The organism is Kitasatospora sp. MMS16-BH015 (assembly GCF_002943525.1).
In the GTDB taxonomy this organism is placed as follows: Bacteria; Actinomycetota; Actinomycetes; order Streptomycetales; family Streptomycetaceae; genus Kitasatospora.
Genome location: NZ_CP025394.1, coordinates 7399838 through 7420470 on the forward strand (window position 1 = coordinate 7399838; position 20633 = coordinate 7420470).

The 20633-nt window shown below is 72.6% G+C and carries 21 protein-coding genes and 1 riboswitch; of the genes, 14 read left to right on the forward strand and 7 right to left on the reverse strand.

From position 1 onward, the window contains the following. Nucleotides 1–42 precede the first annotated feature (42 nt). From CFP65_RS31660 to CFP65_RS31695, 8 genes are all read left to right on the forward strand, one after another. Entirely contained in the window at nt 43–447 is a 405-nt protein-coding gene (locus tag CFP65_RS31660; RefSeq protein ID WP_104819395.1) for a carboxymuconolactone decarboxylase family protein, read from the forward strand. Further along, on the forward strand, nt 444–1388 hold the full coding sequence (locus CFP65_RS31665; protein ID WP_104819396.1) for a phosphotriesterase: 945 nt from the start codon (nt 444–446) through the stop codon (nt 1386–1388). Before CFP65_RS31660 ends, CFP65_RS31665 begins: the two co-directional genes overlap by 4 nt. Before the next feature lie 183 nt (nt 1389–1571). Further along, nucleotides 1572–3104, forward strand: a complete 1533-nt coding sequence (locus CFP65_RS31670) for an alpha/beta hydrolase (protein ID WP_104819397.1) — start codon at nt 1572–1574, stop codon at nt 3102–3104. 119 nt (nt 3105–3223) lie between these two features. Continuing rightward, nucleotides 3224–4900 carry an aspartate-alanine antiporter gene (aspT, locus tag CFP65_RS31675; protein WP_104821267.1) on the forward strand — a complete coding sequence of 559 codons (1677 nt, stop codon included), beginning with the start codon at nt 3224–3226 and terminating at the stop codon, nt 4898–4900. 28 nt (nt 4901–4928) lie between these two features. Then, nucleotides 4929–6626, forward strand: a complete 1698-nt coding sequence (gene aspT / locus CFP65_RS31680) for an aspartate-alanine antiporter (protein ID WP_104819398.1) — start codon at nt 4929–4931, stop codon at nt 6624–6626. A 34-nt stretch (nt 6627–6660) separates the two neighbouring features. Continuing rightward, nucleotides 6661–8319, forward strand: coding sequence for a bifunctional aspartate transaminase/aspartate 4-decarboxylase (locus CFP65_RS31685; RefSeq protein WP_104819399.1), 1659 nt, complete (start codon nt 6661–6663; stop codon nt 8317–8319). Between the two features lie 104 nt (nt 8320–8423). Next, a complete protein-coding gene (locus CFP65_RS31690; RefSeq protein WP_104819400.1) occupies nt 8424–9302 on the forward strand; it encodes a universal stress protein in 879 nt (292 codons plus the stop codon). Nucleotides 9303–9357: 55 nt separating this feature from the next. Beyond that, on the forward strand, nt 9358–9813 hold the full coding sequence (locus CFP65_RS31695) for a peptidase inhibitor family I36 protein (RefSeq protein WP_104819401.1): 456 nt from the start codon (nt 9358–9360) through the stop codon (nt 9811–9813). 17 nt (nt 9814–9830) lie between these two features. Here the strand turns inward: CFP65_RS31695 and CFP65_RS31700 are convergent, their stop codons facing one another. Next, nucleotides 9831–11012: an esterase family protein gene (locus CFP65_RS31700; RefSeq protein ID WP_104819402.1), complete on the reverse strand. Its 1182-nt coding sequence runs from the start codon at nt 11010–11012 to the stop codon at nt 9831–9833. Between the two features lie 247 nt (nt 11013–11259). On the opposite strand from CFP65_RS31700, the gene CFP65_RS31705 reads away from it, so the two are divergent. Further along, nucleotides 11260–11841, forward strand: a complete 582-nt coding sequence (locus tag CFP65_RS31705; protein ID WP_104819403.1) for a GNAT family N-acetyltransferase — start codon at nt 11260–11262, stop codon at nt 11839–11841. Between the two features lie 43 nt (nt 11842–11884). Here CFP65_RS31705 and CFP65_RS31710 read toward each other — a convergent pair whose 3' ends face one another. Both CFP65_RS31710 and CFP65_RS31715 read right to left on the reverse strand, forming a co-directional pair. After that, nucleotides 11885–12538: a hypothetical protein gene (locus tag CFP65_RS31710; RefSeq protein WP_104819404.1), complete on the reverse strand. Its 654-nt coding sequence runs from the start codon at nt 12536–12538 to the stop codon at nt 11885–11887. A gap of 52 nt (nt 12539–12590) precedes the next feature. Beyond that, nucleotides 12591–13397 carry an SDR family NAD(P)-dependent oxidoreductase gene (locus CFP65_RS31715; protein WP_104819405.1) on the reverse strand — a complete coding sequence of 269 codons (807 nt, stop codon included), beginning with the start codon at nt 13395–13397 and terminating at the stop codon, nt 12591–12593. A 121-nt stretch (nt 13398–13518) separates the two neighbouring features. On the opposite strand from CFP65_RS31715, the gene CFP65_RS31720 reads away from it, so the two are divergent. Then, nucleotides 13519–14130: a TetR/AcrR family transcriptional regulator gene (locus CFP65_RS31720; protein WP_254552668.1), complete on the forward strand. Its 612-nt coding sequence runs from the start codon at nt 13519–13521 to the stop codon at nt 14128–14130. Between the two features lie 95 nt (nt 14131–14225). On the opposite strand, the gene CFP65_RS31725 is transcribed toward CFP65_RS31720, so the two are convergent. Further along, on the reverse strand, nt 14226–14597 hold the full coding sequence (locus tag CFP65_RS31725) for a VOC family protein (RefSeq protein ID WP_104821269.1): 372 nt from the start codon (nt 14595–14597) through the stop codon (nt 14226–14228). Nucleotides 14598–14659: 62 nt separating this feature from the next. Next, complete coding sequence (locus tag CFP65_RS31730; RefSeq protein ID WP_104819406.1) at nt 14660–14989, reverse strand: adenylate cyclase; 330 nt, start codon at nt 14987–14989, stop codon at nt 14660–14662. A 248-nt stretch (nt 14990–15237) separates the two neighbouring features. Then, a riboswitch (cyclic di-AMP (ydaO/yuaA leader) is annotated at nt 15238–15381 on the forward strand. A gap of 2 nt (nt 15382–15383) precedes the next feature. Between CFP65_RS31730 and CFP65_RS41410 the strand changes: the two genes are divergently transcribed. After that, nucleotides 15384–16574 (forward strand): glycoside hydrolase family 16 protein, encoded by a 1191-nt coding sequence (locus CFP65_RS41410; protein ID WP_104819407.1) that lies wholly within the window; start codon nt 15384–15386, stop codon nt 16572–16574. A gap of 3 nt (nt 16575–16577) precedes the next feature. On the opposite strand, the gene CFP65_RS31740 is transcribed toward CFP65_RS41410, so the two are convergent. After that, complete coding sequence (locus tag CFP65_RS31740; protein WP_158702451.1) at nt 16578–17039, reverse strand: hypothetical protein; 462 nt, start codon at nt 17037–17039, stop codon at nt 16578–16580. 101 nt (nt 17040–17140) lie between these two features. Between CFP65_RS31740 and CFP65_RS31745 the strand changes: the two genes are divergently transcribed. After that, the gene (locus tag CFP65_RS31745; protein WP_104819409.1) at nt 17141–17452 is read left to right on the forward strand and encodes a hypothetical protein; all 312 of its coding nucleotides are present in this window, start codon (nt 17141–17143) and stop codon (nt 17450–17452) included. Nucleotides 17453–17467: 15 nt separating this feature from the next. Here CFP65_RS31745 and CFP65_RS31750 read toward each other — a convergent pair whose 3' ends face one another. Further along, complete coding sequence (locus CFP65_RS31750; RefSeq protein WP_158702452.1) at nt 17468–18256, reverse strand: IclR family transcriptional regulator; 789 nt, start codon at nt 18254–18256, stop codon at nt 17468–17470. Between the two features lie 191 nt (nt 18257–18447). On the opposite strand from CFP65_RS31750, the gene aceB reads away from it, so the two are divergent. Continuing rightward, nucleotides 18448–20100, forward strand: coding sequence for a malate synthase A (aceB, locus tag CFP65_RS31755; protein ID WP_104819411.1), 1653 nt, complete (start codon nt 18448–18450; stop codon nt 20098–20100). Nucleotides 20101–20242: 142 nt separating this feature from the next. Then, nucleotides 20243–20629 (forward strand): gamma-glutamylcyclotransferase, encoded by a 387-nt coding sequence (locus CFP65_RS31760; protein WP_104819412.1) that lies wholly within the window; start codon nt 20243–20245, stop codon nt 20627–20629. Nucleotides 20630–20633: the final 4 nt, after the last annotated feature.

A 20633-nucleotide genomic window follows, 5' to 3' on the forward strand; every position in this document is an offset into this window, starting at 1 on the left:
CTCCACCCGAACACCACCACCATCACCACGGGGGACAACACCATGGACGACCTCACCCCGGCCGTGCTCGACCGCGCGGCCGGCTACCGACTCCTCGACGAGCTGCAGGACGAGGCCACCCAGCGGGCCTCGCTGCCCGGGCTGGAGAAGCTCGCGCCGGGCTTCGCGGACTGGGTGGTCACCAGCCTGTTCGGCGGCACCTACCAGCGGGCCGGCCTGGAGCTGAGGGACCGCCAGCTGCTCAACCTCGCCGCGCTCGCCACCCTCGGCGGGGTCGACCCGCAGCTGACCGGGCACGTGCGCAGCAGCCTGCGGGTCGGCCTGACGCCGGAGCAGATCATCGAGGTCTTCGTCCACCTCGCGCCGTACATCGGCACCCCGAAGGCACTGGCCGGCCTGCGCGTGGCCGCCGCCGCCCTCGCCGAGGCGGGGGAGGAGCGGCGATGAGCCTCACCGACCAGAGCCACCCCGCGACCGTCCGGACGGTGCTCGGGGAGCTCGACCCGGCCGAGCTCGGGGTCTGCGACGCGCACGACCACCTCTTCCTGCGCAGCCCCCTGCTGGCCGGCCAGGAGCTGGCTGATCCGGCGGCGGCGGAGCGCGAGCTGCGGGCCTTCGCCGCCCTAGGCGGGCGGGCGCTGGTGCAGTGGACGCCGTACGGGATGGGGCGCCGGCGCGGGGAGTTGGTGCGGCTGGCGCGGGCCACCGGGGTGCACCTGGTGGGGGCGACGGGGCTGCACCAGGCGCGGCACTACGAGCCGGAGTGGCTGCGCTCGCTCGACCTGGCGGAGCTGTTCGTGGCGGACCTGACGGCGGCGCAGGCCCCGGCGGGGCTGATCAAGACGGCGGGGGAGTACCACGGGCTCGGCGGGCACGCGCGGTGGGTGATGACGGCGGCGGCCGAGGCGCACCACGCCACCGGAGCGCCGATCGCCGTGCACCACGAGCTCGGGACGGGGCCGCTGCAGGTGCTGGAGCTGCTCTGCGGCGAGCTCGGGGTGCCGCCGCGGTCGGTGCTGCTGGGCCACCTCAACCGCTTCCCGGACGCCCGCCTGCACCGGAAGGCCGCCGAGTCGGGGGCCTACGTGGTGCTGGACGGCCCCTCCCGGGCCCACCACGCGACGGACCACCACCTCTTCGACACCGTGGCCGACCTGATCGAATCCGGCCACGCCGACCAGCTGCTCTTCGGCGGCGACACCACCACGGCCGCCGCCCTGGCCGAGGTCGGCCCGACCCACCTGGTGTCCGCCCTCCGCCCGCGCCTGGCCGCCGAGTTCGGCGAGGAGCTGGCCCACCGCGTCTTCACCACCAACCCGGCCCGCGCCTTCGCCGCCCGCTGGCGCCTGCCGCTCCGCGCCGCAGCGGAGAGCCCCGACCGGCCCTGACCTCCCAGGGATTTCCCCGAGACCTGGGTGACGAGTCGTGAGACTCCGGTCGTAGAGCGGCTGGTCGGCGTACGCCGGAAGTCGGACCGTCAGTCCGTCCCCGCGTCGTACAGGGTGCGGGGTGGGCGGATCGGAGACTGGAGGCAATCCCGGACCCGACCATCCTGCCCCGGAGGGCCTGCCATGACGCTGCGCAACCGACGAACGATCCCCGTGCTGACCACGGCCGCCGCCGCCCTGCTGGCCGGGCTGACTCCGGCGACGGCCTTCGCGGCGGCGGATCCGCTCCGGCCGTACGAGCGGCAGCAGCTGCGGTGGGAGCGGTGTGAGGCGGGCCAGCCGACGGGGTTCGAGTGCGCGAAGGTCAAGGTGCCGCTGGATTACAGTCACCCCGGGGATCGACAGATCGACATCGCGATATCGCGGGTCAAGGCGGAGCGGCCGCAGCAGCGGCACGGGGTGCTGCTGACGAACCCCGGCGGTCCCGGCACGCCGGGGCTGAGCCTGCCGGTGGAGCTGGCGCCGCTGCTCCCGGCGCAGGTGCGGGAGCAGTACGACCTGGTCGGGTTCGACCCGCGCGGGGTCGGGCGGAGCGCGCCGATCGGCTGCGGGCTGACGGCCGACGAGCAGACCGTCCTGCACCCGTACTCGCCGGTGACCTTCGGTCAGGACGTGGCCCGGGCCCGTTCGGTGGCGGACAAGTGCCGGGAGAAGGCGGGGGACGTGCTGCCGTACCTCACCACCCGCAACACCGCGCGGGACATGGACCTCGTCCGGGCGGCGCTGGGGGAGCGGAGGATCTCGTACTACGGGTTCTCCTACGGCACCTATCTCGGCGCGGTCTACACCCAGCTCTTCCCCGAGCGCACGGACCGGTTCGTACTGGACAGCGCGGTGGACCCCGCACTGGCCTGGCGCGGGGCCTTCCGGGGGTGGTCGGCGGGGGCCGAGCTCGCCTTCACCCGGTGGACGGAGTGGGCCGCGGCGCGGAACGCCGCGTACGGGCTGGGTGCCACCCCGGCCGAGGTCCGGCGGACGTTCTGGGGCCTGATCGCCGCCGCCGACCGCAAGCCGGTGCCGACCACCGGCCAGGCGCTGAGCGGCGACGCGATCCGGGAGCAGTACGCCGCCTTCGTGTACGTGGAGACCGTCACCCCGTGGATCGCCGCCCTGAAGGCGGCGGCCGTCGGCGGCCCGCCCGCGCCGGCCGAGCCTGCCGTGCCCGGGGCGGCGGCCGAGCCCGGTGCGGCAGCGGAATCCACCAAAGCGAAGGAGGCGGCGGAGGTGCCGGCCGACAACGCCGTCGCCATGGCCTGGGCCGTCATGTGCGGTGACACCCGGAGCTGGCCGCGCGACCCCGAGCAGTACCGCCGGGACGCGATCCGCGACCGGGTGGCGCGCCCGCTGGCCGGCGACCTGGTGGCCGGGATCCAGCCCTGCGCGTTCTGGCAGAAGGCGATCGAGCCGGCCACCGTGGTGGACAGCCGGGTCGGCGCGCTGATCGTGCAGAACGAGTGGGACCCGAGGACGCCCCTGGCCGCGGCCCAGGGCATGAGGCGGGCCCTGCACGGTGCCCGGATGGTCACGGTGGAGGGCGGCGAGGGCCACGGCGTCCTGGTCTCCGGCCCCTCCTGCGCCGATGGCGACATCACCCGGTACCTGACCACGGGCCGCCTCCCCGCGCAGGACCAGACCTGCGGGCCGACCGCCGGTTAGCGGCGCTCCGCCCGGCGGATGTTCGAGTGTCAAAAGCGGACATATGACGATTAGTACGGTCTAATCGGACACATGATCAGACCTCTGTGCTCCGAACGCCCGGTCAGGCGGTGCCGCCGGTGAGCCTGCTACGGGAGAACGCCGTCCTCGCCCTGTTCGCCTGCCTGGCGCTCGGGTACCTGATCGGCAAGCTGCGGGTCGGGCCGATCCAGCTCGGCGGGATCTGCGGCACGCTGATCGTCTCGATGCTGATCGGCGCTCAGCACGTCTCGGTCAACAGCGACGTGAAGAACGTGGCCTTCGCGCTCTTCATCTTCTCGCTGGGCTACATCGCCGGGCCGCAGTTCTTCGCCAACCTCAACGCCAAGGGGCTCCGGTTCGGGGTGCTCTCGGTGATGGAGGCCGGGGTGGTGATCGGCCTGGCGCTGGGCTTCGCGAAGGGCTTCGACCTGGACGTGGGCACCGCCTCCGGGATCCTGGCGGGGGCGGCCACCGAATCGGCCGTGGTCGGCACCGCCCAGGAGGCGATCACCAAGCTGGCCGGGATCACCCCGGACCAGTCCACCCAGCTCCAGGCGCACGTGGCCACCGCGTACTCGGTCTGCTACCTGTTCGGCCTGGTCACCATCGTCATGCTGACCAGCCAGATCATGCCGCTGATGATGCGGATCAACCTGGCCGACGCCTCCCGGACGATCTGGGAGCGGATGCGCGGCGCCGACGCGAGCCTGGCCGCCGACGAGCAGGCCTCGCTGCCCGCGCTGGTCGGCCGCACCTACCTGGTCTCGCAGGGCGAGGGCAGCAGCGTCAAGCAGCTGGAGGCGGACTCCGGGCTGCTGGTGGCGGTCGAAGGGGTCAAGCGCGGCGAGCAGGTGCTCACCGTGGGGCCGGAGCTGCGGCTGCGCCGGGGCGACCGGGTGCTGGTGGTCGGGGCCCGGGACGCGGTGCGCGACACCGGGCACGAGCTCGGGCCGGAGACCTCCGGGGAGCCGGGGCTGGACAGCCCGCTGGCGGTGCGCGAGGTGGTCGTCACCAACAAGGCGGTCAGCGGCAAGACCGTCGCCGCCCTGCGGGCCGGGGAGCCGGAGAGCGTCAACGGGGTCTTCCTCACCGACATCCAGCGGGTGGACCACCACCTGCCGGCCGTCGGCGAGACGGAGCTGCACCAGGGCGACACCCTCACCGTGGTCGGCGCCCGCAGCAAGGTGGAGAAGTTCGCCGCCAAGGTGGGCGCGAGCGTCCGGCAGGACAGCGCCGACTACATCTACATCAGCCTCGGCATCTGCCTGGGCGTGCTGCTGGGCATGGTCACCGTCCACGCGGGCAGCGTCAACCTCGCGCTCGGCACCGGCGGCGGCTGCCTGATCGCCGGCCTGGTCTTCGGCTGGCTGCGCGCCCAGCGCCCCACCTTCGGCGCCTACCCGCCGGTGGCCGCGCAGACCGCCAAGGACCTGGGCCTGTCGATGTTCATCGCCGTCACCGGCATGGCGGCTGGCCCCGACGCCGGGCCGCTGCTCAAGCAGTACCCGGTGCTGCTGCCCTCCGCGGGCATCCTGATGGTGGTCGTGCCCGCGATGCTCTCGCTCGTGGTGGGCCGCAAGCTGCTGAAGATCGAGCCGCCGATCCTGATCGGCGCGATCGCCGGGCAGCAGTGCTCGACCCCCGCGATCACCGCGATCGGCAACGTCGCGCAGTCCAGCGTGCCGATGCTCGGCTACACGATCACGTACACCATCTCGAACTTCCTGCTCCCGCTGACCGGCCCCGTGCTGGTCGGCATCCTCGGCCTGTCCTGACCACCTTGACGCCTTCGCGAGGACCCGCATGGATTGGATCACCGCCCACGTCTTCAAGCCCTACCCGGAACTGCTGATCTTCCTGACCATCTCGATCGGCTTCCTGGTCGGGAAGGTCCGCTACAAGGCCATCGGGCTGGGGGCGGTGACGGGCTGTCTGATCGCCGGGCTGTTCACCGGCTGGGTCACCGACGTGACCATCAACGGCACGGTGAAGTCGGTCTTCTTCATCATGTTCCTGTTCGCCCTGGGCTACAAGGTCGGCCCGCAGTTCTTCCGCGGCCTCAAGAAGGACGGGCTGCCGCAGGTCGGGGTGGCCGTCGCGGTCTGCGTCACCGGCCTCGGCATCTGCTACGCCTTCGACAAGATGCTCGGCTACGGGCCCGGCCTGGGCGCCGGCCTGCTCGGCGGGGCGCTCACCCAGTCGGCCGTGATCGGTGTCGCCCAGGACGCGATCGCCAACATCCAGGGCCTGAGCCCCGACCAGATCACCGCCGAGCAGAACCTGGTGCCGATCGGCTACGCCGTCACCTACCCGCTCGGCACCATCCTCTGCGCGATCCTGCTGGCCAACATCGCGCCCCGGCTGCTCAAGAGCGACCTGGCCGCCGACAGCAAGCAGCTGGCGATCGAACTGGACGCCCCCGAGGACAACCCCGACCTCTCCGAGGGCTACTACGAGGTGGTGCTGCGCGCCTTCAGCGCCGTCAACGGCTTCGTGGGCCGCACCATCGACGACATCGAGGCGCAGCAGAAGGAGCTCGGCCGCCGGATCTACGTGACCCGGGTGCGCCGGGACGGGGCGATCCTCGACCACAGCCAGCAGACCGTGATCGAGCGCGGCGACACCGTGGCGGTCAGCGCCCTGCGCCACGACCTGGTCGACTTCGACCCGGTCGCCCACATCGGGCCTGAGCAGGACGACGCCGGGCTGCTCGGCTACCAGACCGAGCACCTGAGCGTGGTCTGCTCGGAGCAGGCGCAGCTGGGCAAGACCATCGCCGAGGTGCGGCGCGAGCCGTTCATGGTCGGGGTGTTCGTCGACAAGGTGTACCGCTCGGGCGCGGAGTTCCCCTACCGGCTCTCCACCCGGCTGGAGCGCGGCGACACCCTGGTGCTGACCGGCCCCAAGCGGCTGGTCGACCCGGCCGCCAAGGCGCTCGGCAAGACGGTGCCGACCAGCTTCGCCACCGACATGGTCTGGGTGGGCCTGGGCATCTTCCTCGGCGGCTGCATCGGCATCCCGGCGCTCACCGCGGGCGGGGTGCCGATCAGCCTCTCCACCTCCGGCGGCGCGCTGATCATGGGCCTGGTCTTCGGCTGGATCCGGGGCAAGTACCCCACCTACGGCAACGTGCCGCCGGGCGCCCAGTGGTTCATGGACACCTTCGGCCTCTGCGCCTTCGTGGCGATCGTCGGGGTCAACGCCGGCCCGGGCTTCACCAGCGGTCTCTCCCAGGCGGGTTGGGGCCTGCTGCTCTGGGGTGCGGTGGCCACCGTGGTCCCGCTGATCGTCGGCATCCTGGTCGGCCACTACGTGTTCAGGATCCGCACCCCGATCCTGATGGGCGTGGTGGCCGGCGCCCAGACCACCACCGCGGCGATCGGCGCGATCAACGAAGAGGCCAAGTCCCAGATCCCCACCCTCGGTTACACCATCCCGTACGCGGCGGGCAACGTCCTGCTGACGATCTGGGGCGCCATCATCGTCGCCCTGCTCGGCTAGTGACCACCAGGCTTAAAAGGAGAGTTGACGTCCCATGAGCAAGCCCTCGATCAGCCGTGACGAGATCCGCCGCCTGGGCCAGCTGAGCCCCTTCGAGCTCAAGGGCGAGTTCATCAAGCTCGCCGAGGAGTACCAGGCCGACCAGCCCGGGCAGAAGGGCAAGTCCAGCTCCCACCTGCTCAACGCGGGCCGGGGCAACCCGAACTGGATCGCCACCGGCCCGCGCGAGGCGTACCTGGCGCTCGGCCACTTCGCGCTCCAGGAGAGCCGCCGGGTCTGGACGGCCGACAACCTGGGCGGGATGCCCGAGCAGCAGGGCATCGCCGAGCGGTACGACCGGTTCGCCCGCAGCCACCCCGAGCTGCCCGGCATCGAGCTGCTCACCGCGAGCATCGACCTGGCGGTGGAGCGGTTCGGCTTCGACCGGGACACCTGGATCCACGAGCTGGCCGACTCGATCATCGGCGACAACTACCCGGTGCCGGACCGGATGCTGCGCTGCACCGAGGCCGTGGTGCGCGGCTACCTCCAGGAGGAGCTGATGGACGGCCGGCCGCCGGCCGGGCGGCTCGACCTGTTCGCCACCGAGGGCGGCACCGCCGCGATGTGCTACATCTTCGACTCGTTGATGAAGAACGGCATCCTGCACAAGGGCGACAAGATCGCCCTGATGGTGCCGGTCTTCACCCCGTACATCGAGATCGCCGAGCTGGACACCTTCGGGTTCGACGTGGTCAACATCGAGGCCAGCAGCTTCGCCGAGACCGGGGTGCGCGAGTGGCGCTACCCGACCGAGGAGGTGGCCAAGCTGGAGGACCCGGCGGTCAAGCTGGTCTGCCTGGTCAACCCGAGCAACCCGCCCTCGCTCGCGCTCTCCCAGCGGGTGGCCGACCAGATCAAGCAGATCGTCGCCACCAAGAACCCCAACCTGATGATCGTCACCGACGACGTCTACGGCACCTTCGTCAACGGCTTCCGCACCATCGCCGCCGACCTGCCGCGCAACACCCTGCTGGTCTACTCCTACTCCAAGCACTACGGCTGCACCGGCCACCGGCTCGGCGTGATCGGCCTCCAGCAGGAGAACGTGATCGACGAGATGCTGGCGAAGCTGCCCGCCGAGGAGAAGCAGCGCCTGGCCCGCCGGTACGGCTCGATCACCCTGGAGCCCGAGAAGCTGCGCTTCGTCGACCGGCTGGTGGCCGACTCCCGGCAGGTGGCGCTCAACCACACCGCCGGGCTGAGCCTGCCGCAGCAGGTGCAGATGGGCCTGTTCTCGCTCTTCGCCCTGCTGCCCGAGGGCAAGGCGTACAAGGCCAAGGTGCAGGAGATCGTGCACCGGCGCCTCGCGCTGCTGCTCGAGGGCTCGGGGATGAAGATCTCCGAGGACGAGAAGCGGGCCGGCTACTACATCGAGCTCGACCTCCAGGCCGAGGCCGAGCGGGTGGCCGGGCCGGAGTTCGCCGAGTACCTGGTGAAGACCTACGAGCCGACCGAGCCGCTGTTCCGCCTCGCCGAGCAGACCGGGGTGGTGCTGCTCAACGGCGGCGGGTTCGACGGCCCCGAGTGGTCGGTGCGGGTCTCGCTGGCCAACCTGGACGACCTGGACTACCTCAAGATCGGCCACCACCTGAAGACCATCTTCGACGACTACCTCGCCGAGTGGGAGACCTCCAAGGCCGCCAAGGCCTGACCGGGCGACGGAGCGTGACCGTGCGGGCCCCCGGAGTGCTCCGGGGGCCCGCACGGCCGTGCGCGGCGCATCCTGGAGGGGAGACCCACCCCTCAGGAGCGGTCATGAACGGTAAGTCCCCCGCCGGCGTGGTCGTCGGCGTCGACGGTTCGGCCCCGGCGGCGCAGGCGGCCGAATGGGCCGCCCGGGAGGCCGAGCGGCGCGGCTGCTCGCTCCACCTGGTGCACGCCGTCAACACCGGCACCGTCACCCTCTCGCCCCGGGCCGGGGCGGCCGTCACCGACCTGGTGCTCAAGAACGCCCAGGCCGTGCTCGACGAGCAGCTCGACCTGCTGATCGGCGCCCACCCGAGCCTGCGGATCACCGGCGACGTGGTGCCCCGGGACGCCGCGCCCGCCGTGCTCAACGCCGCCGAGCACGCCGAACTGGCCGTGCTCGGCACCCGGGGCCACGGCGGCTTCGCCTCGCTGCTGCTCGGCTCGGTCAGCCTGCGGGTCACCGCGCACGCCGCCTGCCCGACCGTGGTGGTCCGCGAGGTGCAGCCCGAGCGGCTGGCCGACCACCTGCTGGTCGCCATCCGGGACGAGCGGGACACGGTGGCGCTGCGCTTCGCCCTGCGCGAGGCCGAGCTGCTCGGCCTGCCGGTGCGGGCCCTGCACACCTGGCACGCGGCCGTCGCCGACCTCGGCCGGATGGCGCCGATGGTGGACGAGCTCGGCGAGGAGACCGCCCTGCACGAGCAGCTGCTGCGCCGCACGGTGGAGGCCGTCCAGCCCGAATACCCCGACACCGAGCTCACCGCCGACCAGCTGACCGGCGCCGCCCCGGCCGTACTGGTCGAGGAGTCGCGCAACGCCGCCCTGCTGGTGATCGCCCGGCACGCCCCGGCCCCGCACTTCGGCCTGCGGCTCGGCGGCGCGGTGCACGCGGTGCTGCACCACGCGCACTGCCCGGTCGCCGTGGTGCCGTTGCCGGCGCCCTGAAGCCCAGTGTCCTGAGCCGGGCGGGCTCGTTCAGTCGGGCATGAGCACTCCTGCTGTGAGCAAGAAGATCGCGCTGCTCGGCCTGGCCGCCGCCTCGGTGCTGGCCGGCCCGGCCCCCGCCGAGGCGGCCACCACGAGCGTGAAGGTGGTCCGCGGGCACGGCCTCGAGGCCTGCCCGGCCGACTACCTCTGCCTGTACGAGAACCCCGACTACAACGGCTCCGCCGATGCCCGGATCTGGGTGATCGGCGAGGGCAAGGTGGACAGCCTGGCCGCCTCCGGCGGGGACGACGTAGCCCGTTCGGCGTACATGAACGCGAACAACCGCAACGCCCGCGCCTACCTCTACGCCGAGCACGCCGAGCACGGTGCCGCCGTCCGGATGGACCAGCAGGTGCGCCGCCGGCTCCCCGCCATGGACGACCTGAACGGGCGGGAGGAGAACGGCGACAAGGTGAGCCACCTGAACTTCGACCGGCAGGTCAGCTCCACCGTCTTCTGGCGCAGCTGAGACCTCCGGGGTGCGGCTCAGGCTCCGGCGGGCGGGAGGGCCAGGTGCTGGGAGAGGAACTCCAGCGAGGGCGGCAGCAGCCGCGTCCAGGTCTGGAAGTTGTGCCCGCCGGTCGGCACCTCGGCCGTGGAGACGGTCATCGGGGCCTGGATCGCCGCCTCGAAGAGATCGGTGTCGTGCTTGTAGTTGCCGTCCCCCTCGTCAGAGCCGGAGAGCATCACCGCGACCTTCGGGGCGGGCAGGTTCTTCAGCCGCCACATCAGGTCGGCGTCGGAGCGCCGCTGCTGGCTGCCCTTGAACAGGTCGCCGGTGGTGGCGTCCTCGGCGGCCTTGTAGTACCCGGAGATCGAGACGGCGGTGCCGAAGGCGTCCGGGTGGCGCATGGCCAGCTTGAGCGCGCAGTACCCGCCGGTGGAGTTGCCCACCACGCCCCAGGCGTGCGGGTCGGGGGAGACCCGGTAGGAGCCCTCGATCACCTTCGGCACGTCCTTGCTGAAGTACGTGTCCGACTGCGCGCCCTGCGGGATGTCCTCGCACTCGGTGTCGGCGGGCATCGCCGGGGAGGGCCGCATCAGCACCAGCACGGTCGGCTGCATCTTGCCGGACTGCATCAACTGCAGCGAGGCGCCGGGGTAGTTGAGCCGGGTGAGCAGGTTCTTGGCGTCCCCGGGGAAGCCGGTCATCACGATCGCGGCCGGGAACTTGCGGCCCGCGTACTCCGGCTGGAAGTACTGCGGCGGCAGGTAGACGTACCCGTCGGTGCTCAGCCCGGTGCTCGGGCCGCCGATCCGTACCACCCGGATCTCGCCGGCCTGCTTCGGGTCACGCCCCAGCGCCCCGCCGCCCTGCACCGGCTCGCGCCCTAGCTCCTGCACGGCGGCGCCCTTGGCCGCCGCTCCCGGGGCGTCCGCGCCGACGGCCGGCCGGCCGCCCACCGCCTTGGACTGGACGCTGACCTGGCCCTGGTCGCCGGTGCCCAGCAGGTCGTCCCAACTGCTGTAGAAGGTGAAGTAGTTGTTGGCCACCAGGCCGAGCGCGCAGATCACCGCCAGCTGGGTGCCGAGCAGGGTGCCGATCCGGCCGAGCACGGCCCTCCAGGTGCGCCCGGCCAGCCTGGGCCAGACCCAGACCGTCCCCACCATCACCGCAGCGGCCACCAGCACCGCCAGGGCGAGCACCTTGTGACTGGTCAGCCCCATGCCCACAGCTCCCGTACGTCCACCGGGCCCCGGGCCCGCACCACCGACCGGCGGGACACCCCGGGCCGTTCACCCGGTAGGTACGCTCCGCACGGCCGTTCCGGTTGCACCCCGGCTCCCAGCACGTGCCCGGCGGCTCCCACCGGGGGCTAAGTATGCACCGGTTCGGTGAAGCCCCGACGGCGGGTGCGGGCGGCCCGTTCGGTGCCGGGAAACGCGGTTGACGAGCGTCCGTATCCTCAAGCTCATGATCAACGGCACCCTGGTCCGGCTGCGCGCCCTGCGTCCCGAGGACCTCGAACAGCACCTGGCCTGGCGCAACGACCCCGAGGTGGTGCACTGGGCCACCGGTGGCGACCCGTTCTTCGGGCCGGTCACCCGGGAGGCGTTGGAGATCGCCTTCGCGGCCAAGCTCCGTCTGGTCCCGCACCAGGCCGGGGTGCTGACGGTCGAGAGCACGGCCACCGGGCAGCCGATCGGCCTCGTCGACTACCGGGACATCGACCCGCTGGTCACCCGGGCCACCCTGGGCATCACCATCGGCGACCGCCCGCACTGGGGCCGGGGCCACGGCACGGAGGCGCTCGGACTCCTGGTCGGCCACCTCTTCACCACCATGGGCCTGCACCGGCTCGAACTCGACACCTGGGCCGGCAACGAGCGGGCCCAGCGGACCTTCCGCCGGCTCGGCTTCCGGGAGGAGGGCCGCCGCCGCTCGGACGCGCTGGTGGCGGGGGAGTGGCAGGACCGGGTGCTGTTCGGGCTGTTGCGCTCGGAGTGGGCCGGCGAGGCTGCCAAGGTCGCCGTGGCCGCCGAGTCCGCCGGGTGAGGACCGGGCGGGCGGACGCCGCAGGGCCGGCCCGGCAGCGTGGTCAGCCCAGGGCGGCGGCCAGGATCAGCAGGGCCACCATCGCCGCGCCGACCCCGGCGGCCGTCCAGCCCGCCGCCTTGCGCAGGCCGACCCGGCGGCGGGCGAACCAGCCGAAGGCCCCGGGCCAGCGGTGGTAGGCGGCCCCGAGCGGGGCGCCCACGCCCACGGCGTAGAGGCCGATCATCACGTAGACCAGGGCCACCGCGCCGACCAGCGCGTGGCTGCCGGTGCGCACGCAGTCGTCCCCGGCGGCCGGGCAGTCCACCGCCACCGTGCGCCCGCGCAGGTCGTCGCGCTCGCCGCCGATCCAGACCACCCCGCGGACCGCCCCCGGCGCCGCCGAGGCCGGCTCCACCGGGCCCGAGCAGGTGTAACTCACCGCGCCCTTGGGGCTCTTGTGCGGCTGGCAGTCGGTCACCCGCAGGGTGCCCTCGGCACCGGACCAGCCGGCCGTGGCGGCCAGGTGGTCGAGGTTGCCGGGGGTCCACTGCCAGGCGCCGATCACCAGCACGCCCCCGAAGAGCAGCGCCAGCAGGAAGGTCAGCGGCCCGAGCCGCCCGGGCACCCGGGGCGGCTTGCCGCCCCGCCGGGGCGTCGGGCCGGTCTTGGTCCGGTCCCGCGCCCCGCTCTTCCGCTTCGCGTTCTTCCCGGTCATCCGCCGCCCCCCGTCGATCGGCGGCCAGCGTACCGGGCGGCTCCGTAGCCGCTCAGGCGTGGGTGCCGCCGTCGATCCGGATCTCGGTGCCGGTGACGAAGGCGCCGTCCTCGGAGGCCAGCATCGCCACCACGCCCGCCACGGCCTCCGGGCCGGCGAAGCCGTAGGCGCTGTCGGCCGGCTTGAGGGCCGGGCTGAGCTTGGCGAAGAGGGACATGTCGGCGTCCTCGGGGATGCCCGGGCCGCGGTTCTGGCCGCTGGCGCCGGAGGCGTCCGTCATGCCGCTGCTGATCGAGCCGGGGGCGACCGAGACCGCACGCAGGCCCTGCGCGGCGTACTCCAGCGCGATCGCGTGGGTGAAGGACTGGATGCCGCCCTTGCTGGCCGCGTAGGCCGCCATGTACGGGTGGGCGAAGGTGGCCGAGGTGGAGCTGAAGTTGACCACCACGCCGCGGCCCGACGCGAGCAGCGCGGGCAGCGCCTCGCGGGTGACCAGGAAGGTGCCGGTCAGGTTGACCGTCAGCACCCGGTTCCAGAACTCCAGGGTGGTCCGCTCGGTGTGCGCGGAGCGCAGGATGCCGGCGGCGTTGACCACCGCGTCCAGCCCGCCGAGCACCCGCACGGCCTCGGCCACCCCGGCGACCACGGCGGCCTCCTCAGCGATGTCCAGCACGGCGGTGGTCAGCCGCTCGGCGGTGCCGTCCTCGGCCGCCAGCTTCGCCGTCGCGGTCAGCCCGGCCTCGGCCACGTCCACGCCGACCACCCGGCCGCCCTCGGCGAGGATCCGGCGCACGGTGGCCTGGCCGATGCCCGAGCCCGCGCCGGTGATCAGTACGCGGCGGCCCTCGAAGCGGTTCATGGTGCTCTCCTGCAGGTTCTGTGCGGCTGGGGCGGATTGCTGCCGCTCCTGCACCGTACGCCTGAATGACACGTCGTGCCACTTCTGCACCGGGCGTCGATCTGACGGTTAGACTGCAGTCGTGCCAGAGACCACCCAGCGCCCCTCCCTGACCGAGCGCCGCAAGGCCGCCACCCAGCAGGAGATCGCGCTCGCGGCCGCGATGCTCTTCGCCGAACACGGCCCCGAGGCGACCACCGCCGAGGACATCGCCCGGGCGGCCGGGATCTCGCTGCGCACCTTCTACCGGTACTTCCGCACCAAGGAGGACGCCGTCGCCCCGCTGCTCTCGGCGGGCGTGCGGGACTGGATCGAGGAACTCGCCGCCGCCCCGGCCGAGTCTGGCCTCACCGAGGCGCTGGAGCAGGCCGCCGGGCGGGCTCTCACCCCGGCCCCCGGCCGCCCGGCCGAGGCGCTGGACTGGGTGCGCGGGCTGCTCCGGGTGATGGCGGACGCCCCCGATCTGCTGGCCGTCTGGCACCGCGTCCACCACGCCTCCGAGCTGGCCCTGATCCCGGTGCTCGCCCCGCGCACCGGCGCCGACCCGCTGGAGGCCCGCCTCGCGGCGGCCGCCGCCAACACCGCCATGCGCGTCGCCCTGGAGACCTGGGCCGCCTCCGAGGCCCCGGCCGCCGAGGCCGCCGCCCTCGCGGCCCGCTGCCTGCGCGAACTCACCGCCGGCCTGAAGCCCTGACCCCGGGGCACGAACCCGCAGTCTTGACCCCGGTCAACGAAGAAGCGCCGCCCATCGACGGCAGGTCGAAGGGCGGCGCTCAGGCGTGCGGGGGTTCAGAGGCTCTCGGGTGTGACCAGGCAGAACGGGTGGCCGACCGGGTCGGCGTAGACCCGGTAGCCGACCGGCTTGTCCGAGCCGTCCAGCAGGGTGGCACCCAGGGCGAGCACCTTCGGCTCGGCCACGTCCAGGTCGGGCACCAGGACATCCAGGTGCAGCTGGGCCGGGTGGGCCGCCTCCGGCCAGCGCGGCGGGTGGTACTCGGGCACCTGCTGGAGCGCGAGCACGGCCCGGCCCGCCGGGTCGGCCAGCACCACGTACTGGCCGGTGTCCACGGTCGGGGCCAGCCCGAGCAGCTCGCGGTAGAACCCGGCCAGCGCGGCCGGGTCGGGGCAGTCGACGGTGACGACGTGCAGTTCTCCGATCATGGGCAGCACTCTGCCCGAACCGGTGATCACCGCACCAGGGCCGCTCCGGGCCCGACGGCCCGTCAGGCCAGCTGCTCCAGCTTGCCGGTGTGCAGCTCGCCGACCCGGCCGCCCTCGCCCTCGTACGTCCAGAACGCGCGCACCGTCATCTCGTTCAGGTCCATCAGGTGGCTCACCGTGATGCCGCCCGCCTCCGTCCAGCTGACGAAGTACAGCTCGGGGCCGACCTGGGCCACGTGCAGCGCCACGTCCTCCCACTGGCCGGCCGACTCGCCGAGGCCCTCCCAGCGGAGCCGGGTGCCGTCGGCGGAGTAGGCGTTGCGGAAGGCCGCGCCGTTGTCGACCTGGAACAGGTAGGTGTGTCCGGCGAAGCCGGGCAGGGGCGCGGTCATCTGCGGGGTGTCTCCGTCTCGGGCGGTGGCGGCCTGCGCCGGTGTGGTCGGACGCAGGCCACCAACTTATCCGAACCGGCGGTGTGAGGTGCGTCGCTTCGCCATCGAACTCCTTGGCCGGGCTCCGACGAGCTGCGTACCTTTCACAGGTCGTCCGCCTCCAGCGGACCCTGCCGCCGGGACGCCGAATCCCACCCACCCGACGGCCGGTACCCGAGCACAGAGAAGAGCGGGCGGGAGCGGGGGAACCAGGTAAGTCGCCGTATCCCCCTGCCCCGCTGCCAGCGGGCGCCGCCGGGCCGGCTAGGGGTGAAGCCGCTCCCACACGCGGCCGGGCTACCCGTGTGCCCGAACCCGACAGCTCACCTCGCAGGCGTTCACAGGGCTGACCACCATGCGCATATCCATCACCCCTGCCCGCTTGGCCGCCGTGGCCGGCACCGCCGCCCTCGTGGCCGTCCCGCTGGCCGGCCAGGCCCAGGCCGCCGTCGGCGTCTCCCCGGACCGGCTGACCCCGACCGCGCTGACGGCGGGCCGGGCCGGCACCGCCTCGCTGACGGTGCACTCCACCTCCTGCTTCACCGCCAAGACCCTCGGCGTCGGCGTCCGCGACGCCGCCGGCCAGAACCTGGACTTCCCCGGCTCCGCCTCGAACGTGCGGATCTGCCCCGGCGGAGTCTCGATCACCACCGGCGCCCGCGCCCTCCCGGCCGGCAGCTACACCGAGTTCGGCTTCTGGCAGGACCTGTCCGGCGGCTGGCACAACCTGCCCGCCCGCACCCTCACCGTGTCGGGCGCCACCGTGGCCCCGACCCCCACGCCCACCCCGACGCCCACCCCGGCTCCCGCGCCCACGCCCACCCCCAGCCCGACCCCCACGCCGTCCACCGGCTCGCCCGTCCCGGGCAAGCAGCTGACCTGGTCGGACGAGTTCAACGGCCCGATCGGCTGGGGCTCGCGCTGGGTCGGCGACAAGACCAGCGCCTACCGCTACGGCAACCACAACCCGGACGACAACAAGCTCGACTGGCTGGCGCCGAACAACGTGAGCGTGGCCGGCGGCGTGGCCACCTTCACCGCCACCCCCTCCAGCCACACCCTGGAGAACGGCAGGCAGGCCTGGGACACCGGCTTCCTCACCACCGAGGGCTCGACCGAGGGCTTCCAGGTGAAGACCGGCGACTACGCCGAGACCCGGGTCAAGCTCTCCGACGGCCTCGGCGCCTGGCCCGCGCTCTGGACCTGGAAGAACGGCAACGGGGAGATCGACTCCTTCGAGTACCACCCCGACAACCCGAACCTGCTGGAGCTCACCAACCACGTGAAGTCCGGCCAGAAGTACTACACCGACGCCAGCGCCATCGCCAAGGACCAGTGGGTCACCGTCGGCACCTACTACGGCGCCAACTCGGTGGACTGGTACGTCAACGGGGTCAAGGTCTTCTCGGACCAGACCGGGGTGGGCGCCGACTGGTCGGCCTACCTCAACCTCAACCTCTCCGTCGGGGCCGGGGAGTACCACCCCGGCCCGTCCGGCTCGGCGCCGCTGACCATGGCCGCCGACTACGTGCGGGTCTACCGCTGACCGTCAGCTCACCCGCAGGGTGAACGGCGTGGTGTTGTTGCCGGGGTGCCGGTCGTCCGCGCTGATCACCCGGACGTGCCCTTGGGTCACCGTGCCCGGGGGCACGCTCGCACCCGCCTCCACCGGGACGAGGGCGGTGGCGGTGCGGCCCTGGGCGAGGCCTGGCCCGAAGGTGCAGCTCACCAGGAGCGGGGTGGTGGTGCAGCCGGCCGGGAAGGTCGGGGGCAGCAGGGTGAACCCGGCCGGCACCTCCACCTCCAGCGTGAACGGGGAGGCCGTGGTGGCCGGCCCGTCGTTGGCGACGAAGGCGTGCACCACCGTCTGCCCGCCGGGGGCCACCGCATCAGGATCGATCCTGACCACTTGGAGGTCGGAGTTCGAGGGCAGCGCCTGCGCCCCCGCAGGGCCGGCGCCGAGCGCCGCCAGGGCCAGCGCCGCCGCTGCCGCCATCGCCAGACGGACCATGCCGTTCACCTTTCACTTCCAGCACCCGATCGACTACCCAGTGTAGCGGCGTAGGCTGGTTCGTGTCCGGTTTTTTCCGTGGACCGGTGGAGGTGGGCGACATGGGCGGACAGGTGTTGAGCGAGGTCAGCGCGGTGGTGCCGAACGACCGCGAGGCCGAACTGGTCACCTCCTACCGGGAGCTGATCGCGGGCCCGCTGCCGGACGGCCTGGTCCGCACCGAGCTGCTGCGCGGCGCGGACGGGGCGTGGCGGATCCAGAGCCTCTGGCGGGACAAGGCGGCGCTGGAGGCCGTTCGGGCGAACCCGAAGCTGGCCGCCGCGCCCAAGCTCTTCCGGGACGTGGGCGCGGAGCCGCAGCTGTCCGTCTACCAGGTGACGGCCACCCAGACCGGCGCCCTGATGATCTCGTAGCCGCCCGGCCCGGCCTCAGGGGGCCAGGACCTGACCGAGTCTGGTCGCGATGTGCCGCATCACGGCGACCAGCCCGGCGCTGCCGGACTGCTCCTCCAGGGCCTGGATCCGGGCCTCCGGGCCGGAGACCGAGAGGGCGGTCGGGGTCGGCGCGCCCGGCACCGCGACGGCGATGCAGCGCACCCCGATCTCCTGCTCCTGGTCGTCCACCACGTACCCGCGCTCGCGGGCCACGGCCAGCTGGGCGAAGAGCGCGTCCGGGTCGGTGACGGTGTAGGGGGTGTGCGACTGGAGCGGCTGGGTGCCGAGCACCGCGCGGGCCTCCTCCTCCGGCAGCTGGGCCAGCAGCGCCTTGCCGACCCCGGTGCAGTGCGGCTGCACCCGGCGGCCGACCTCGGTGAACATCCGCATCGAGCGGCGCGACTGCACCTGCCCGACGTAGACCACCTCGCCGCCCTCCAGCACCGCGAGGTTGGCCGTCTCCCCGGTGGCCTCCATCAGCTCGGCCAGGTACGGCCGGGCCCAACTGCCCAGCAGCCGGCCCGAGGTCTCGCCCAGCCGGATCAGCCGGGGGCCCAGGGTGTACCGCCGGGCGGTGTCCTGGCGGACATACCCCTGCTGCACGAGGGTACGGATCAGACGGTGGATGGTCGGCATCGGCAGGCCCGAGACGGTGGAGAGCTCGCTCAGGGTGGCGACCCCGGCCGAGTCGGCCAGCGCCTCGAGCAGCAGGAAGGCGCGCTCGACGGACTGGACGCCGCCGGTGGCGCGGTCGGTGCCTGGGGTTCCGGAGGTGCTGGACACCGGCGTTCCCTTCACTGTCGGGGGAGGAGTACAGTCCCAGCGATCACTCTCAACAAACCGTTGAAATTCTGTATCGCGGAAACTAGTCTCCACCTTACAGAACAGAACCCGCCAGTAGGTGGGTTCGGATCAAGGAAGTTCCCACCGGAGCTGCCTTCGCTGGCTCGAACCGTCCAAGGAGTGTCCTGCCCATGGCTACAGATCAGGGACCTGACGCCGCTTCCGCCGCTGCGCCGGTCGTCACTGTCGCCGGTCCGCGCGTCCCCCGCGCCGAGGAGGTGCTCACCCCGGAGGCGGTCGCCTTCGTCGTGGGTCTGCACCGCGCCTTCGAAGGCCGCCGGCAGGAGCTCCTGGCCCGACGAAAGACCCGGCGCGCCGAGATCGCGGCCGCCGGCACCCTCGACTTCCTGCCCGAGACCGCCGCCGTGCGGGCCGGCGACTGGAAGGTGGCCGAGGCGCCGCGCGCTCTGCAGGACCGCCGGGTGGAGATCACCGGCCCCACCGACCGCAAGATGGTCATCAACGCGCTCAACTCCGGCGCCAAGGTCTGGCTCGCCGACTTCGAGGACGCCACCGCCCCCACCTGGGAGAACGTGGTCAGTGGCCAGGTCAACCTGATCGACGCCTACGAGGGCCGGATCGACTTCACCACCTCGGCCGGCAAGTCGTACGTGTTGAAGCCGGCCGCCGAGCTGGCCACCGTGGTGGTCCGCCCCCGCGGCTGGCACCTGGACGAGAACCACCTGCTGGTCGACGGCGTCCCGGTGGCCGGCGCCTTCTTCGACTTCGGCCTCTACTTCTTCCACAACGCCGCCCGGCTGCTCGCCCGCGGCGCCGATGACCCGAACTCGGGCCCGTACTTCTACCTCCCGAAGACCGAGAGCCACCTCGAGGCGCGCCTCTGGAACGAGGTCTTCACCCACGCCCAGGCCGCCCTCGGCATCCCGCACGGCACCATCCGGGCCACCGTGCTGATCGAGACCATCACCGCCGCCTTCGAGATGGACGAGATCCTCTACGAGCTGCGCGACCACGCCGCCGGCCTCAACGCCGGCCGCTGGGACTACCTCTTCTCGATCGTCAAGAACTTCCGCGACGCCGGTGAGGCCTTCATCCTCCCGGACCGCAACAGCGTCACCATGGCCGCGCCGTTCATGGCCGCCTACACCCGCCTGCTCGTGCAGACCTGCCACAGGCGCGGCGCCCACGCGATCGGCGGCATGGCCGCCTTCATCCCGTCCCGGCGCGACGCGGAGATCAACGCCGTCGCCTTCGAGAAGGTGCGCACCGACAAGGACCGCGAGGCCGGCAACGGCTTCGACGGCTCCTGGGTCGCCCACCCTGACCTCGTCCCGGTCGCCCGCGCCTGCTTCGACGCCGTGCTGGGAGAGCGCCCGAACCAGAAGGACAACCCGGGCCCGACCACACCCGTCACCCCGGCCGAGCTGCTCGACATCGCGGGCGCGGGCGGCAGCTGCACCCAGGCCGGCCTGCACAACGCCGTCCAGGTGGGCGTCCGCTACATCGAGGCCTGGCTGCGCGGCCTGGGCGCCGTCGGCATCTTCAACATGATGGAGGACGCCGCCACCGCCGAGATCTCGCGCTCGCAGATCTGGCAGTGGATCCACAACGGCGTGGTGCTCGCCGACACCGGCGAGAAGGCCACCGCCGAGCTGGTCCGTCGGCTGGTGGCCGAGGAACTCGCCGCTCTGCGGGCCGAGTTGGGTGCCGAAGCATACGCCGGTGGGCGCTGGGCCGAGGCCGCCAAGCTGTTCGAGCAGGTCTCGCTCGCGGAGGACTTCGCGGACTTCCTGACGCTGCCCGCGCTCGCCCTCCTGGGCTGACACCCAACCTATCCGTCCGGCCCGCGATCGCCGTCTGCCGTCCTGGAGCACTGGCGGCGGCGATTGCTCCGGTCCGTACGTCGCGGCCGAGCGGGTCCGCCCGCTCGGCCGCACCCCTTCCCCCCCTCTGGAGCACTCCCTGATGACCCGTATCTTCTTCAACGGCCAGGCCATGGTCGGCGGCCCGTTCCACGCCTCCGTCGCCGACGCCCTGATCGGCCCGGTCACCACCGCCCCCGGCTACCGCTTCTTCTCCATCCGCGACGTCTGCCCGGGCCTCCTCCCGGACCCGTCCGTCAGCACCGCCATCGAGGGCGAGCTCTACGACATCACCCTCGACCACCTGCGCGACGTGATCCTCCCCGGCGAGCCCGCCGAGCTCGAACTCGGCGTCATCAAGCTCGCCGACGGCACCGCCTGCCTCTCCATGCTGCTCGCCCGCGGCGAACTCGACCGCGGCGTCCACCAGGAGATCACCACTTACGGCGGCTGGCGCCCCTACCTCGCCACCCTCGGCCGCACGGCCTGACGGA